The following is a 13,923-nucleotide window of genomic DNA, read 5'->3' on the forward strand; positions in this document are numbered from 1 at the left end:
CCTACTTCAGAAATTGTTTTTTTACAAATGAACTAAATTTGAGAAAAGATAAATCTATAATTATGAAAAGAAATGCAACCGCAGTCTGGAATGGCTCACTTAAAGAAGGAGCTGGAAAACTTACTACACAAACTACCACATTAAAAGATACACAATATTCGTTTAAATCCCGTTTTGAAGAAGGAGTAGGGACTAATCCCGAAGAATTGATTGCAGCGGCACATGCAGGTTGCTTTACGATGCAACTTTCGGCTTATATAAGTGAAGAAGGTTTTGAAATTGATAGTATCGAAACCAAATGTGATATTGATTTCGTTGACGGAACAATTGTAACATCACACTTAACAGTTCAAGCTAAAGTTAAAGAAATAACAGAAGATGCTTTTCAGCAATTAGTTACCAAAGCAGAGAAAAATTGTCCTGTTTCTAAAGTATTGAATGCAGTAATTTCGAGTACAGCTACTTTGGCATAACCAAAAAATTATATAACTAAAAGGCTCGATTTAAATTAAATCGAGCCTTTTTTTATGAAACAGGTATTTTATTGTTTCTTTATTTTTTTGCTAAAACCTCTATGATTGCTTTTTCAGCTAGTGGCGCCATCACTTGATATCCTGTTTTATTTGGGTGTACTTCATCATTTGAGTACAATGCAGGCAAGCCTTTTCGTTCATCTGCCATAGCCGAAAAGTAATCAAGATATAGAATTTCATTTGCCTCAGCATAATTCTGTATCATCTCGTTTAGCGCCACCACTTTATCAGCCGGATTTTGATTGGGTTTCCACGAGAAATCGTAAGCAGGCAACACAGAACACAAAATCACTTTTATATGGTTTGCTTTTGCCAATTCGGCCATGGAGAAAATATTATTTGCAATCATATCCAGTGTTGCAGGACCAGTATTACCGGCAATGTCATTTATACCAGCTAAAATAACCACTACGGCGGGTTTTAAGGCTATAACATCGGCTCTAAAACGTACCAGCATTTGAGGTGTGGTTTGACCACTGATACCGCGATTAACGTATGGCTTTCCGGCAAAATATTCAGGATTTATGACACTCCAAAATTCAGTTATAGAATCGCCCATAAAAACTATTCTATTTTCTCCTGATTGTAACGGTTTTAGTTGTACATTTTGTTTTTGATATTTATTTAAATTTGGCCAGTCTTGAGCCTGTACTTTTCCTCCCATAACGATTGATAAAAATGATATGATATATCTTAATTGAATCTTTTTCATTTGTAAAAGAATTTGAAAATTTTGAAAAAGGAAATTTTGTAGAACCAAGTTAAAACAAAACAACCTTCCTTATTATATCTTAAAAATACAGAAAAGGAAGGTTGTTTTATAATTTTGTTACCATTTAGTCAAACAAGTCCGAAGATAAATACCGATCACCACGGTCGCAGATAATGGCTACAATGACTCCTGACTCTAGTTTTTCAGCCATTTTAATTGCTGCTACAACTGAACCACCACTGCTCATTCCTGCAAAAACACCTTCTTCTAGGGCTAAGCGTTTAGTCATGGCTCGTGCTTCTTCTTCAGATACTTCAATGATTGTATCTACTTTTTGGGCGTCAAAAATTTTAGGCAAATACTCTTTCGGCCATTTTCTGATTCCTGGAATTTGAGATCCATCGCTGGGTTGAGCGCCTACTATTTGAATAGCTGGATTCATTTCTTTTAAGTAGGTAGATGTGCCTATAATAGTTCCCGTAGTTCCCATCGCAGAAACAAAATGAGTTACAGTTCCTTCGGTATCATTCCATATTTCTGGACCAGTGGTTTTGTAGTGGGCTTTCCAGTTGTCGTCATTTGCAAACTGATTGAGCATGATATAACCACCTCCAGCTACTTTTTTATCAGCATAATCTCTAGAACCTATTATTCCAGTATCTGCAGGTGTCAATATCACTGTTGCGCCATAAGCACGCATCGTTTGAGTACGTTCTTTAGTAGAATCTTCAGGGAGTATCAATTCAATTTCGATATTGAATAATTGAGCAATCATGGCTAAAGCGATTCCGGTGTTGCCACTAGTTGCCTCAATAAGTTTATCTCCTTTTTTAATATCACCTCTTTCTAATGCCGAAGCAATCATATTGTAGGCTGCGCGATCTTTTACGCTACCGCCGGGATTATTTCCTTCGAGTTTTAGTAAAAGTTTTACATTTTTATTTTTGATCAATTTAGTAGTTTCGACTAAAGGCGTATTTCCAATTAGGTCTAATATTTTTTGTGATTTCATGCTGTTTGGTATCTTAAAATTGTGACAATCAGATTTTGATTTAATTACAATTGGTAATCGTTTTTAAAAAATAGTTTTTAAGAGGGAATTTTAAAAACAGCAACAACAATAGCAGAAAGGAATATTTTTGTAATTCAGTGACATTTACATGAGTTTTAAAACGAATTGCAAAGATATTGAACTAATTCTAAATTATTTCTTTTCTAAGTATAAAGCTATCTTGTTAATTAGCACGCTTTTGTTAAATAAATTGTATTGAGAATTGCTGTTTGAGACCTTTTTTGTTGAAAATAGAGTGTATCTGTTTTATTTTCAATGGGTAAGAGCTGATTTATTAGTTTTGATGGAAGTGTTTTTTTAAATTAGCCTTTAAATTACAATCAATGAAATCTAATTCAACTTTTACCAGCGATATCTCAAAAAAAGAATTTTCAATTTCCGATAGAATTTCGGCTAAAACTATTCGGAACCCAATTCTGGCACTGATACAAAAAGATTATCCTAATTTTGATGAGGGGAAATACTTAGCTATTGAGGAGTTAAATATGTATCGGGAGAAATACATAACGAATTATTTAGTAGTTGAGATAGGGGAGTTGTCGAATCTCGAAACGAAGGTAATTGGATCCTTAAACGAAGACAAGTCTTTAGTGAGTGTGGTAGAAGATGAAATTGGATTTCGAACGGTGGGTCAAACAGTGGCAGACAACGTTGCAGCTTTTGGCGGAAGCTGGAAATTCATCATTTTCTTTGGAGTTTTTATATTGCTTTGGATTTTAGCTAATATTTATATACTCTTGAATAAAGGATTTGATCCATATCCATTTATTTTATTGAATTTAATTTTGTCTTGTCTTGCCGCGCTTCAAGCTCCAGTGATTATGATGAGTCAAAATCGTCAGGAAGAGAAGGACAGAGAAAGAGCTAAAAAAGATTATATGATTAATCTGAAATCAGAACTTGAAATCAGAATGCTTCATGAAAAACTGGATCATTTGATTATGCATCAACAAGAAGAATTGATTGAAATTCAAAAAGTGCAAATCGAAATGATGAATGATATTTTGACTCGAATCAAATAATTTCGCTTTTCTAAATATGTCTAAAAAAGAGTTATTAGTAGTGCTTAAAATAATATCCTACAATCATGAAAACACCATTTAAAATTGCCGAGCCAATAATGAGTTTTTTGTAATTCCTGTTTTTGTTGATAAAATTAAAACCTAGAATTCCTAAAAATAATAGGGTGGTATAAATGGCTGGATACATCTTAAAAGCACCAATAAAATCCCCTTGCAAAAGCAACAAAAAACCTCTCTGAAAACCACATCCCAAACACTCAATTCCAAAGAGTGTTTTGCTTAAACATGGCAGCATAAATTTTTCTAAATCCAATGGTTTTTATTTTTACAATTTTACGAAAAAATAAGAAACGGTTGTGATAATAATTAATGCAATTTTAAATTCATTACTTTTGAAAACTGATATTTTAAAAAATGAAAAAGTTTATAATTCCAATAATGGTAGTGGCAATAACAGTTGCTTTATACGAGCAGGTGAGTGCCGAAAAAAATGTATATATATTGGTAATTGCAATTGTGATTTTCATGATGGGAATGATGCAATTGAGTGCCAAAACACCAAGTAAAAATCAAGATAAAGAAGACGAAAATGTTTAACAATGGAGATAAGGTTTCAGTACTTGACGAGGCTATCAATGGTGTAGTGTTGTCAGTCAATGAGAAGCAAGTTACGATAGAAACAGAGGAAGGATTCATGATGACATTTTTTGTCAATGAATTGATTAAAGTAAACGATTCCAGTAACTTACTAGATTCTATAAGAAGAATTAATGTAAGTGAAATTGCTAAAGAAAAAGAGACGCCAAAACCGCGAATTTTTGTAAAAGAAAAGAAATCGAAGCACGAAATTCCAGCGCCGGAGTTTGATTTACACATCGAAAAACTGGTGCCCAATAAACGTGGCATGTCTAATTATGATATTCTGACTTTGCAGACTGAAACGGCAAAACGTCACATAGAATTTGCTATTCGGAATCGCATTCCAAAGATTGTTTTTATTCATGGTGTGGGTGAAGGAGTTTTAAAAGCAGAGCTGGATTTTTTATTGGGTCGCTATGATAACATCGCTTTTCAAGAAGGGAATTATCAAAAATATGGTCAAGGCGCTACAGAAGTTTTTATCAAGCAAAGTGCTATGTAGGTTTTATTGTTGTTTTTAAAATCAAAAAAAAAGTTCGATTTTTAAGCGTTTTTCACAAGAGAAATTACTTAAAAATCGAACTTTTTTTGGTGTCTAAAACGGTTGTTTTTTGACTCTATTTTTGCTTCTTTTTTGGGATTAATTTGTAGTCAATAATTCTCCGTAAATGTAATTATCACCCAAAATAAAATCACTACTTCCTTTTTTCATTTTTGCTTTTTTAAGGACAACAGTGTGTTTAAAACCTGTTCCTAAAGTAGTAGTTGTTACTTCTACAATTCCACTTTCGTTTGCTACTCCAGCTACAGCAATCCATTCTTCACTTACTGCAGGAGTAGTCGGAAAAGTAGAGTTGCAAAAATAAGCGCCCGTTAGCAATCCAGAAAATAATCGATAGGTCAGTTTATTTTTTGTATTACTTATTAATCCCGTTCTTGGAGTGTTTAACGGAGTAACTTCATTTACAATTAAAGTAGGATCAATGTCTAAAATAAGCGCTTCATTACTATTATAATCATACAATTGTTTTGTAGAATTACATTGTTCAAGTGTCTTATTGAATGCAAATGGTAGTGGCGTGGCACTGATAACATAGTCACCAAAAGGGAATGTTTCGTACACTTGTGTCCCATCACTTTTTACAAATGTGATGTTTTTGAACGTGATATTATGATTGTAACCTGTAATTTTTGTGCTGTTATCAGTTGTATTTGTTGTTTTGATAGCTGTAGTGTTTATAACTATTTTCCCACCAGATGTGGTCCATTGATCCACCACAATTGGTGATGCCGGCGGAATAGTTTCGCAGATTGTAGAAGAATTTACGGCACCATTATAAAAACGATATAATACACGATTTGATGTGCTAATGTCTAATTCTTGGGATTTAGTTTCAGTTGGGAAGGTAAACCCAACAACTTCAAGGATTAGAGCTTCATTATCTTTTAGTTTGTAGATGATGTCATTCTTAGTGCAATTTTGTGTAGTAACATCTTCAAAACTAATGTCTTCTTGAATTAAATCACCATCATCACAACCATTTAATAGTAATGCAAAAACCAATAGGCTTACAACTCTTTTCATTTTTATAATATTTGTAACAAAAATAGAATTTTTAATTTGTTACAATTGCATTCCCCTTCAAAAATAGATTATTTAACAGGATATTAGGTTTTTAATTTTCAATTATGGGTTTTAAAAAAGCTTATGCTTTGATGTAATGCCTGTATTGGATGAATTCAATGCAAATAGAAATCATTATATTTGCACATATTTCACTCTATAATGAAACCCAACAAATTTTATTTAGCTGCTTTCTCCGCCTTTTTTATCTGGGGTTTCTTTAGTTTGGCTTTAAAACCATTACACAATTATCCTTCGTTAGACATTTTATTCTACCGTGTTTTTTTTAGTGTGGTGCTCATGATAATAATTAATGTTGCTTTCCGACGCAAAATAATCCTGCAAAATTGGAATCATTTCAATGCGATGACTGCAAAACAAAAGCAAAGCGTAACTATTTTGACACTTGTCGGTGGTGTATTTTTATCCTCAAACTGGTTTGTATTTATTTATGTAATGAATCACGTTAGTGTAAAAGCTGCTTCATTAGCCTATATGATTTGTCCTATTTTAACGACCATATTAGCTTTTTTTGTATTAAAAGAGAAATTGAGTAAATGGCAATGGTTTGCAGTAATGATAAGCGCTTTAAGTTGTGTTTTATTGTCATTGAATCATTTTGAAGACATTTTTTATAGTCTTGTAACGGCAGCTACGTATGCGATGTATTTAGTGAGTCAACGAAAAAATAGTGAATTGGATAAATTCCTTATTTTGACAATTCAATTAATATTTACGGCAATAATTCTACTTCCTTTTTATCCTAATTATAGTGGAGATTTACCCACAGAGGCTTTGTTTTATAGTTGTTTACTAGTTATTGTAGTCTTTTTTACGATAATTCCGTTGTTTTTAAACTTGTACGCATTAAAAGGAATTAACTCTTCTGCAGTTGGGATTATGATTTATGTTAATCCGATTATTGGTTTTCTATTAGCCATCTTTTATTACCATGAAAACGTAAGCACACTGCAGTTATTTTCCTATTTCCTAATTATGATTTCGATAGTAGTTTTTAATGAAAAGCTAATTTTTTCTAGAAAAGCTTCAAATATTCCAGTAGAAATAGCGGATTTAAAATAATTTATAATTTCCCAAAAAAAATGAAAAAAGTATATCTCGATAACGCTTCCACAACTGCAATTCGTGCCGAAGTAATCCAGGAAATGACCAAAGTAATGACGGAAGATTATGGAAATCCATCATCAACTCATGGTTTGGGTCGTGCCGCCAAAAGTATATTGGAACTTTCCAGAAAATCAATTGCTAGGAATCTAAATGCGACTGCCCAGGAAATTATTTTTACCTCTTGTGGCACCGAAGCTAACAATTGGATACTTCGTTCTACGGTTAGAGATTTACAGGTTAAACGAATTATTACCAGTAAAATAGAGCACCATGCAGTTTTATACACAGCTTTAGTCTTAGAAAAAGAATATGATATTCAAATTGATTATGTGAATGTGAAACCAAATGGAGATATAGATATTACTCATTTAGTAGAGTTGCTTTCAGAGGAAAAGAAAACATTGGTCAGCCTGATGCATGTGAATAATGAGACGGGAAACATTCTGGATTTAGAAAGAATAGGTCGCATTTGTAAAGAGCATAATACCTTATTTCATTCGGACACGGTGCAATCCATTGGAAAAACAACGATTGATTTGCAAACTATTCCTGTTGATTTTATTGTGGCAAGTGCACATAAATTTCATGGACCAAAAGGTGTTGGTTTTGCTTTTATTCGAAAAAATTCTGGGTTGCAACCTTTATTTTTTGGTGGCGAACAAGAAAAAGGATTGCGTGCTGGAACCGAAGCATTGCATCAAATTGCTGGTATGGCTAAAGCATTAGAAGTTTCCTATACCAACTTAGAAGCTGAGCAAAATCATATTGCTGAGTTGAAAAACTATTTGATTGCCCAACTCAAAATTGAATTCCCTGAATGTAAAATCAATGGAAAACCTGATGGGTTTTACACTGTTTTGAATGTTCTTTTGCCTTTTTCCGAAACAAAAACGGCTATGATATTATTTCATTTAGACATGAAAGGAATTGCGGTATCTAGAGGAAGTGCCTGCCAGTCAGGAAGCATAAAGCCTTCGCATGTTTTAGCTGAAATGCTTTCTGTAGAGGATTTGAAAAAACCAAGTTTGCGTATATCTTTCAGCCATTTCAATACAAAAGGGGATATTGATTTACTTATTGATGCGTTGAAAACAATATAAAAATTGAGCTCGAAAAAATGGTGTCATTTATTGTCACTTATTTTTTTGTTCTTTCAATTTTGCTTTTTCCTGTTTTTTAAAATAACCCCGAAATAGAAAATTGTGTTTCAAAGCTTCCATATTTTCATTGAGACGCAAACTAGCATCGTTAATATTTGTCATTGTCGAGTCTATTTTTCTTATGCGGATGGTGGCTATGGGCACAACAACCTCGGGAAGCGATGTGGAGGCGGCTAAAAATAATGTACCAAAAAAACTTTGAACCAAACCACTTGCCTCCGCCAGACGCTCACCAAAATATGGCTATAATATGGTAGACACCATCAAAAAAAAGCATTAAGTGCATAGCGGAGAACTACTTGTTTTAGTGTTAGCGAATTGAAATGTTTCTTACTTTGTTGTTTTTTTTCTATCTTTTTTATCGTACAAAAAACGATACTCTGATAGTAATTAAGTAAAAGAAAAGAAACATCAAACTCAATTCTCCAATCCAAAATATAGTCCCTAAAGTTGTAGGCATTAAGATCGCAATTGCCAGAAAAGTCAAATGTATTATTTCAAACGAAGCGGTTATGATAAGTCACGTTTGTGATATGAACATGATTTTTTTTTATGATTATACAATAAATCCATTATAGAAATAATTAGGATATTAAAAGCACAACTTCCTACAATACCTCCAACAGCGAGATTTGGCGAATCGAGCAATACCACAGAGCTTATTCCATTCATTAACTCCGGCATATATGCCACAGATGATTAAAGAATAATTCCCATAAACATTTTGCACCAACAAATGATATCAGTCATCATATTTCCATGTTTTGATAGCTTAGAATTTGTCGCTACTATAACTCCGGTTGCTGTCAAGATACCTAAACTATTAATATTTATTGAATTCACCTCAAAATAATTATTTCGTTATTGTCTTTAATTATACTTGCATTTTTGTTTTTGTAAGCAATACTGTTGGTTGTTTTATGTCGGAGAAATTGTAATTATTTTGTTCTTTTTTTAGGAAGAATGTGTGTGTTTCAATAGTGCCAAAGCGGTCTTATTTCATTGGGATTGTCAGTAGCGGAAAAGGTACGTGGTAAGCAATTTTCTTTGTAACACTTTTTTCAAATATACGATTCCACATTCCTTTCCGTTTTAATGGGTTCATTACTAGTATTTCTGTTTTATCCAATAAGGTTTCTTCTAAGATTGTTTTTGAAATGTCCTTTCCAGCAGTATGATTAAACGTAAATTCAAAATCTTTAAAATGATTTTGGATTGATTTTTTATACTTTTCATAATCTTCATCTGCAGTAAATAATGTTATTCCCCAATCAACATGTAAAATATTAATGGAAGCATTGAAGACTTCGTTAAACTTTAGTAGTACTTCAAGAACCTTATTGTCTTTTTGGGTATAATTAGTTGCGTACATAATCTTTTTGGGAATTCTAAATTTATACTTATTTGGTATGGCTAATACTGGACAAGGTGCCTTGGTCATTACTTCAGCAGTAAAACTGCCAATTAATTGTTCTTTTAAACCGCTGGCGCCACTAGTACCCATTAATATCAGATCTATTTTTTTTTTTCTTGCAAAATTTAATGATTTTTTCACCTTCAGGACCTTGATCAACGTGAATTGAAATAGAAAGAGACGGGTTTTTTTTCAAAATTTCATTTTGAATGGTAGCTAGCCTGTCCATTAATTTTTTTTCATTTTCGAGATTTTCTTTTTGGCTGAGTGAATGTGAATAAAATCCACTCTCGAAAGGAATAAAACTATGGTATAAAATTAATGAAGCATCCCAAAGCGCTGCTAACTGTATGGCATAATTTATAGCGGAATCAGCTGGTATGGAGAAGTCTGTCGGTACAAGTAGTGTTTTCATAATTGTTCAGATTATTTAAAGAAGGTTGCTTATTATTTCACCTCTCTATTTTAGGTGTCGGTATCGTCTGTTGTTATTACTATCAAAAATTAAATATAAGCCTTTTATTTGATAGCTAGAAACTAATCCGAGTTTAAATATATAATGGTGGTATCATTTTGTTAGCGCTTTTAATTCCAAATTTTTTTTAACTTTCATACAAACGCAATCTGTTTTTAGCGGAATTCAGCTCATTTTGTAAAGCATCAATTTTTTGCAATAAATTAAATACGACATCAATTCCCTCTGTATTAATATCTAATTCCTGATGGATGCGTATCATTTTCTCAATTTCATTGATTGCGTCAGGATGGATATATTGTGTTTCTTCGATTGTTTTTACTTCGAGTAAACCCATTTCACTGAGATTGTTAAAAAAGGATAATTCTACTTTATAATGGGTACATAATGCAGGTATAGCGATAAGGTTTTCTATGTTCATGACGTTTTTAACTTAGCGAGTTCCGTAAATAATTCTTTTTCTTTCTCAGTAATATTTGTGGGTATTTGCACTTGATAGGTAATGTATAAATCTCCAAATTCCCCTTCCTTTTTATAGACAGGAAATCCTTTTCCTTTCAGTTTTACTTTTGTTCCGTTTTGAGTTCCGGGTTTTACGGTTAGTTTTACTTTTCCGTCAAAAGTATCTGCGGTGATATCGCCACCCAATATGGCAGTATATAAATCTAAGGTAACGGAGGAGTAGAGGTTGTGTTTATCCAGCTTAAAGTTGGTATGGTTTTCAATATTGAAAGTGATGTACAAATCTCCTTTAGGTCCATCGCCAGTACCATCGCCGCCTTGTCCGCTAATTTTTATTTGTTGGCCATTTTCGACTCCAGCAGGAATAGTAATCCGAATATTTTTGCCATTAATTGTCAAGGTACGTTTGTGTGTAGTGTATACGTCTATTAGGTCCAGATGCAGTTCAGCATTAAAATCTTGCCCTTTGAACTGTGCACTGCGACGACTTCCATTTCCTGACGAGCGGCCTCCAGACATTGATTCAAAAAAATCTGAAAAATCATCACCGCCGCCGCCAAAGCCATCCTGTTGACCGCCTCTATGGTACTGCTGTTGTTGTTTTGATTTTTCAAATTCTGCCGCATGTTGCCAGTTTTCGCCGTAGTCATCATATTTTTTACGATTCTCGGTATGGCTCAATACTTCATTGGCCTCATTGATTTCCTTAAATTTTCTTTCGGCTTCTTTATCGTTAGGATTTAAGTCGGGATGGTATTTTCGGGCCATTTTGCGATATGCCTTTTTAATCTCGGCTTCGGTTGCTTTTTTGTCCACCTCAAGAATCTTGTAATAGTCTATAAATGCCATCTGGATTTTTTTTATTTAATTTTCGGGCTTTAATAATATTTTAATCGAAGGTATTTACTGTTTAATGAACTCACAATCTGCTTTAATTTTTACTTCGTCGCTAATCATTTCTGAAGGAAATTTTTGGCCTATATTAAAATCAGAACGTTTTAAAATTCCGCTAAACTGAAACCCAGCAGTAATTGCTTTTGATTGTTCATTCACTATAGTTCCTCTATACAACATAGTAATTATTGCCTGTTTTGTTATTCCATGTAATGTGAGTGTTCCAATAAGTTTGTATTTGTCGTTCCAATTTTTTTATGGAGATGCTTTTAAAAGTCATTTTTGGATATTATTCCACATCAAAAAAATCGGCACTTCGCAAATGATTATCACGCATTTCCACTTCGGTGTCAATAGAGGCCTCGTCAGTCGAAAGTTCAAGTACAGCATCACTAAAATCCGTTTTAGTAGTTGTTGCTGTTATCTCAAATTTTTTGAATAAGCCGGCTATATCTGAAATGCCGAGATGTACGGTGCTAAAAGTGAGTTTGGAATGCATTGGATCTACTTTCCATGTTGTTTGTGCCAGTAGAAAAGTAGAGAAAAACAATGTTATGATAATTGTGCTTATTTTTTTCATGTGGCATTACTTTTTTAATTATTTGAGAGTTTATAAAGAAGTTTGGAGGTTGTAATCTCGTTTTTATCAATTTTTGTAGGTGTAAAAGTGACAGTACAAATGCTTGTAATTGTTACACATTTTTGTCTGTCAAATTTAATCAATTTCTAGGTATTTAAATAATAATAAGTTGCTTAATTACAATAAGTTATGTGTATGGAGTGTATGTAGCTATTATTTCTATTATTCGAGTAATACAATACGACAGTAAGTTGATTGTACTATTCAGTACATTATTTTTGATTTTGAATGAATCAGATGTTATGCTTTGGCATTGAGCAATAATTTTGAAGAGGTGTGTTTTTTTAATAAAGCTTAACTGATTTCGTTTGATAAAAAGTAAAGGCTTTACATAACAGTGCTAACTCTTGTGTTTTAGTGGCATTTTACCCTAATTGATTGTTTAAGAAAATGATAAACGGAATGTTTAGTGTACGAATATTCTAATACATTTAAACTTTTCTGATTTTAAAGAAACTTTTTATCTTCGGGCTAATTACTGCTATTCTCAGTACATTTTAAAACAAACAAACAACACTATGGTTATTTGATTAAAAATGAATTCAAAACCGGTTTCAGTTCACCTCATTTTCAGAAATACCATTATTGTCCCAAGCATTCAAATTAGCAATCGTAGTGTGTGTAATTCCTTTTAATGCTTCGTTTGTCAAGAAACCTTGATGTCCAGTAATCATCACATTAGGATGGGAGCGAAGTTTTAAAAATAAATCATCTTTTATTGGAGTATCCGTATGATCTAGAAAAAATATTGGCTTTTCTTTTTCGTAAACATCTAATCCTGCTGCACCAATGGTTTTATTTTCGATAGCTTCTATTAAATCTTTGGTATTTACGATTCCTCCACGAGCAGTATTAATAAAAATCACTCCTTTTTTCATTAATGCAAAAGTACTTTTGTTAAACAGATGGGTCGTTTTTGCATTAAGTAGATAATGCACAGATATAACATCAGCAGTAGCGCATAAATCTTCGAGTGAAACATAAGTTAATGGAATTTCATCCATGAGTTCCTTATTTTCCTTAATATCAAATGCTATTATTTTACAACCAAAACCATTCATTATTTTTGCAAATGCAGCTCCTATTTTTCCAGTTCCTACAATACCTATTGTTTTTCCATGTAAATCAAATCCCACTAAGTGATCCAATCGATAATCGCCAGTTTGCATCAAACTTTGTCCTAAAACTAGCTTCCTGTTTAGTGCCAATATTAAAGCTACGGCGAGTTCTGCAATGGCATTAGGCGAATATTCGGGAACATTTGCCACTTTCATCCCTAGTGATTTAGCCTTTGTTAAGTCAACATGGTCGTAGCCCACGGAACGCAAGGCAATATATTTTACGCCATAAGTAGATAGTTTTTGTAAAACTTTTTCTGAAGCGTCATCTGATGTAAAAAGTGAAACGGCATCAAATCCTTTGGCTAGCAATGCTGTATTTTCGTTTAGAAACTGCTCCGTAAAAACTAATTCCTGATTACCATGTGACTCTTTTTCTAAAAAAGCTTTGTCAAATCCTAATATGCTGTACACTAGTGTTTTCATTTTTGCTATTTTTCATTTCTAAAATAATATTTGTTAAGGTAGTTCTTTTCATTAGACTTGTTTCACAAATTTCAATTCTTATTTTTTAGTTTGAAGAAACAAACCTTTATAATATTTTCGAATAAGGATAAAATGAATCTTTGGTTACAAATAAAACTACGCATTATATTAAGCTTCATTTTTTGTGTCTAATTAACTTTTAAATAGATACTTGTTTTAAAGCAGTATGGCTTATTATTCTGATGTAGCTAATATGTATTGTTCGTGTTAATGTTTCTCCGTTTTTTGTTAGTAAATTGAAAACCTCTTTCGGTATGAATAATGAAACTTCCTCAGTATTTCAGGAATAACTACCATTATTCAGATGTGAAATTTTGCACATTTGCAAGAGCTGACATTTTTGTTTTATCATGACTTATAGGAAGGCTATTCTGTGAAGCTATGTGTTAAGTTTTAAGGAATTGTTACTAATGTAAAATCATGTTCATTTCTTAAATTAAAGTAATTACTAATCTCGTATGTATCTCTTTATTTTGAATTTTTAGATTACAAATGGTATCTTTTTCTGAAAGTTGAAGTAGAATTAAAATAGAAATGATACTTG

18 protein-coding genes are annotated in these 13,923 nt (G+C 32.7%); 6 read left to right on the forward strand and 12 right to left on the reverse strand.

What is annotated here, in order from left to right; all coding sequences use genetic code 11:
* Nucleotides 1–62: 62 nt before the first annotated feature.
* Entirely contained in the window at nt 63–473 is a 411-nt protein-coding gene (locus tag DFR66_RS09920; protein ID WP_114754690.1) for an OsmC family peroxiredoxin, read from the forward strand.
* Nucleotides 474–552: 79 nt separating this feature from the next.
* Here DFR66_RS09920 and DFR66_RS09925 read toward each other — a convergent pair whose 3' ends face one another.
* The gene (locus tag DFR66_RS09925) at nt 553–1,245 is read right to left on the reverse strand and encodes an SGNH/GDSL hydrolase family protein (protein ID WP_242008661.1); all 693 of its coding nucleotides are present in this window, start codon (nt 1,243–1,245) and stop codon (nt 553–555) included.
* A 124-nt stretch (nt 1,246–1,369) separates the two neighbouring features.
* Nucleotides 1,370–2,257, reverse strand: a complete 888-nt coding sequence (cysM, locus tag DFR66_RS09930) for a cysteine synthase CysM (protein ID WP_114754692.1) — start codon at nt 2,255–2,257, stop codon at nt 1,370–1,372.
* A 383-nt stretch (nt 2,258–2,640) separates the two neighbouring features.
* Here cysM and DFR66_RS09935 point away from each other — a divergent pair, with 383 nt between their 5' ends.
* Nucleotides 2,641–3,339, forward strand: coding sequence for a DUF1003 domain-containing protein (locus DFR66_RS09935; RefSeq protein ID WP_114754693.1), 699 nt, complete (start codon nt 2,641–2,643; stop codon nt 3,337–3,339).
* A gap of 34 nt (nt 3,340–3,373) precedes the next feature.
* Here DFR66_RS09935 and DFR66_RS09940 read toward each other — a convergent pair whose 3' ends face one another.
* Nucleotides 3,374–3,652 (reverse strand): DUF2752 domain-containing protein, encoded by a 279-nt coding sequence (locus tag DFR66_RS09940; RefSeq protein ID WP_114754694.1) that lies wholly within the window; start codon nt 3,650–3,652, stop codon nt 3,374–3,376.
* 101 nt (nt 3,653–3,753) lie between these two features.
* On the opposite strand from DFR66_RS09940, the gene DFR66_RS09945 reads away from it, so the two are divergent.
* Both DFR66_RS09945 and DFR66_RS09950 read left to right on the forward strand, forming a co-directional pair.
* On the forward strand, nt 3,754–3,936 hold the full coding sequence (locus DFR66_RS09945; protein ID WP_114754695.1) for a hypothetical protein: 183 nt from the start codon (nt 3,754–3,756) through the stop codon (nt 3,934–3,936).
* Nucleotides 3,929–4,480 carry a Smr/MutS family protein gene (locus tag DFR66_RS09950; RefSeq protein WP_114754696.1) on the forward strand — a complete coding sequence of 184 codons (552 nt, stop codon included), beginning with the start codon at nt 3,929–3,931 and terminating at the stop codon, nt 4,478–4,480. Before DFR66_RS09945 ends, DFR66_RS09950 begins: the two co-directional genes overlap by 8 nt.
* Nucleotides 4,481–4,618: 138 nt before the next feature.
* On the opposite strand, the gene DFR66_RS09955 is transcribed toward DFR66_RS09950, so the two are convergent.
* On the reverse strand, nt 4,619–5,563 hold the full coding sequence (locus tag DFR66_RS09955; protein WP_114754697.1) for a hypothetical protein: 945 nt from the start codon (nt 5,561–5,563) through the stop codon (nt 4,619–4,621).
* A 201-nt stretch (nt 5,564–5,764) separates the two neighbouring features.
* On the opposite strand from DFR66_RS09955, the gene DFR66_RS09960 reads away from it, so the two are divergent.
* Together DFR66_RS09960 and DFR66_RS09965 are read left to right on the forward strand one after the other, a co-directional pair.
* Nucleotides 5,765–6,685: an EamA family transporter gene (locus DFR66_RS09960; RefSeq protein WP_114754698.1), complete on the forward strand. Its 921-nt coding sequence runs from the start codon at nt 5,765–5,767 to the stop codon at nt 6,683–6,685.
* Nucleotides 6,686–6,705: 20 nt separating this feature from the next.
* Nucleotides 6,706–7,830, forward strand: a complete 1,125-nt coding sequence (locus tag DFR66_RS09965) for a cysteine desulfurase family protein (RefSeq protein WP_114754699.1) — start codon at nt 6,706–6,708, stop codon at nt 7,828–7,830.
* A gap of 33 nt (nt 7,831–7,863) precedes the next feature.
* Here DFR66_RS09965 and DFR66_RS14180 read toward each other — a convergent pair whose 3' ends face one another.
* From DFR66_RS14180 to DFR66_RS10000, 8 genes are all read right to left on the reverse strand, one after another.
* Entirely contained in the window at nt 7,864–8,115 is a 252-nt protein-coding gene (locus DFR66_RS14180) for a sodium/calcium exchanger protein (protein ID WP_338419548.1), read from the reverse strand.
* 769 nt (nt 8,116–8,884) lie between these two features.
* Nucleotides 8,885–9,394 (reverse strand): universal stress protein, encoded by a 510-nt coding sequence (locus DFR66_RS09975; protein ID WP_114754700.1) that lies wholly within the window; start codon nt 9,392–9,394, stop codon nt 8,885–8,887.
* Complete coding sequence (locus DFR66_RS09980) at nt 9,384–9,719, reverse strand: universal stress protein (RefSeq protein WP_114754701.1); 336 nt, start codon at nt 9,717–9,719, stop codon at nt 9,384–9,386. The genes DFR66_RS09975 and DFR66_RS09980 overlap by 11 nt, the downstream gene beginning before the upstream one ends.
* Nucleotides 9,720–9,906: 187 nt before the next feature.
* Nucleotides 9,907–10,200, reverse strand: coding sequence for a chaperone modulator CbpM (locus DFR66_RS09985; protein WP_114754702.1), 294 nt, complete (start codon nt 10,198–10,200; stop codon nt 9,907–9,909).
* Nucleotides 10,197–11,090, reverse strand: coding sequence for a DnaJ C-terminal domain-containing protein (locus tag DFR66_RS09990; protein WP_114754703.1), 894 nt, complete (start codon nt 11,088–11,090; stop codon nt 10,197–10,199). Before DFR66_RS09990 ends, DFR66_RS09985 begins: the two co-directional genes overlap by 4 nt.
* A gap of 54 nt (nt 11,091–11,144) precedes the next feature.
* On the reverse strand, nt 11,145–11,315 hold the full coding sequence (locus DFR66_RS14090) for a YceI family protein (RefSeq protein ID WP_262510419.1): 171 nt from the start codon (nt 11,313–11,315) through the stop codon (nt 11,145–11,147).
* 109 nt (nt 11,316–11,424) lie between these two features.
* Complete coding sequence (locus DFR66_RS14095) at nt 11,425–11,715, reverse strand: YceI family protein (RefSeq protein ID WP_262510420.1); 291 nt, start codon at nt 11,713–11,715, stop codon at nt 11,425–11,427.
* Between the two features lie 614 nt (nt 11,716–12,329).
* Nucleotides 12,330–13,319 (reverse strand): 2-hydroxyacid dehydrogenase, encoded by a 990-nt coding sequence (locus DFR66_RS10000; protein ID WP_114754704.1) that lies wholly within the window; start codon nt 13,317–13,319, stop codon nt 12,330–12,332.
* Nucleotides 13,320–13,923 lie beyond the last annotated feature (604 nt).

The sequence above is a fragment of the Flavobacterium glaciei genome (genome assembly GCF_003350545.1).
Classification (GTDB): domain Bacteria; phylum Bacteroidota; class Bacteroidia; order Flavobacteriales; family Flavobacteriaceae; genus Flavobacterium; species Flavobacterium glaciei.

What these genes read in the sequence shown, in the direction of transcription:
- DFR66_RS09920 (WP_114754690.1), top strand. Translation starts at nt 63, where the DNA reads ATGAAAAGAAATGCAACCGCAGTCTGGAATGGCTCACTTAAAGAAGGA.
- DFR66_RS14095 (WP_262510420.1), bottom strand. Translation starts at nt 11,715, where the DNA reads ATGAAAAAAATAAGCACAATTATCATAACATTGTTTTTCTCTACTTTT.
- DFR66_RS09980 (WP_114754701.1), bottom strand. Translation starts at nt 9,719, where the DNA reads ATGAAAACACTACTTGTACCGACAGACTTCTCCATACCAGCTGATTCC.
- DFR66_RS09950 (WP_114754696.1), top strand. Translation starts at nt 3,929, where the DNA reads ATGTTTAACAATGGAGATAAGGTTTCAGTACTTGACGAGGCTATCAAT.
- DFR66_RS09945 (WP_114754695.1), top strand. Translation starts at nt 3,754, where the DNA reads ATGAAAAAGTTTATAATTCCAATAATGGTAGTGGCAATAACAGTTGCT.
- DFR66_RS10000 (WP_114754704.1), bottom strand. Translation starts at nt 13,319, where the DNA reads ATGAAAACACTAGTGTACAGCATATTAGGATTTGACAAAGCTTTTTTA.
- DFR66_RS09925 (WP_242008661.1), bottom strand. Translation starts at nt 1,245, where the DNA reads ATGAAAAAGATTCAATTAAGATATATCATATCATTTTTATCAATCGTT.
- DFR66_RS09990 (WP_114754703.1), bottom strand. Translation starts at nt 11,090, where the DNA reads ATGGCATTTATAGACTATTACAAGATTCTTGAGGTGGACAAAAAAGCA.
- DFR66_RS09965 (WP_114754699.1), top strand. Translation starts at nt 6,706, where the DNA reads ATGAAAAAAGTATATCTCGATAACGCTTCCACAACTGCAATTCGTGCC.
- DFR66_RS09985 (WP_114754702.1), bottom strand. Translation starts at nt 10,200, where the DNA reads ATGAACATAGAAAACCTTATCGCTATACCTGCATTATGTACCCATTAT.
- cysM (WP_114754692.1), bottom strand. Translation starts at nt 2,257, where the DNA reads ATGAAATCACAAAAAATATTAGACCTAATTGGAAATACGCCTTTAGTC.
- DFR66_RS09960 (WP_114754698.1), top strand. Translation starts at nt 5,765, where the DNA reads ATGAAACCCAACAAATTTTATTTAGCTGCTTTCTCCGCCTTTTTTATC.
- DFR66_RS09975 (WP_114754700.1), bottom strand. Translation starts at nt 9,394, where the DNA reads ATGGGTACTAGTGGCGCCAGCGGTTTAAAAGAACAATTAATTGGCAGT.
- DFR66_RS09955 (WP_114754697.1), bottom strand. Translation starts at nt 5,563, where the DNA reads ATGAAAAGAGTTGTAAGCCTATTGGTTTTTGCATTACTATTAAATGGT.
- DFR66_RS14090 (WP_262510419.1), bottom strand. Translation starts at nt 11,315, where the DNA reads ATGTTGTATAGAGGAACTATAGTGAATGAACAATCAAAAGCAATTACT.
- DFR66_RS09935 (WP_114754693.1), top strand. Translation starts at nt 2,641, where the DNA reads ATGAAATCTAATTCAACTTTTACCAGCGATATCTCAAAAAAAGAATTT.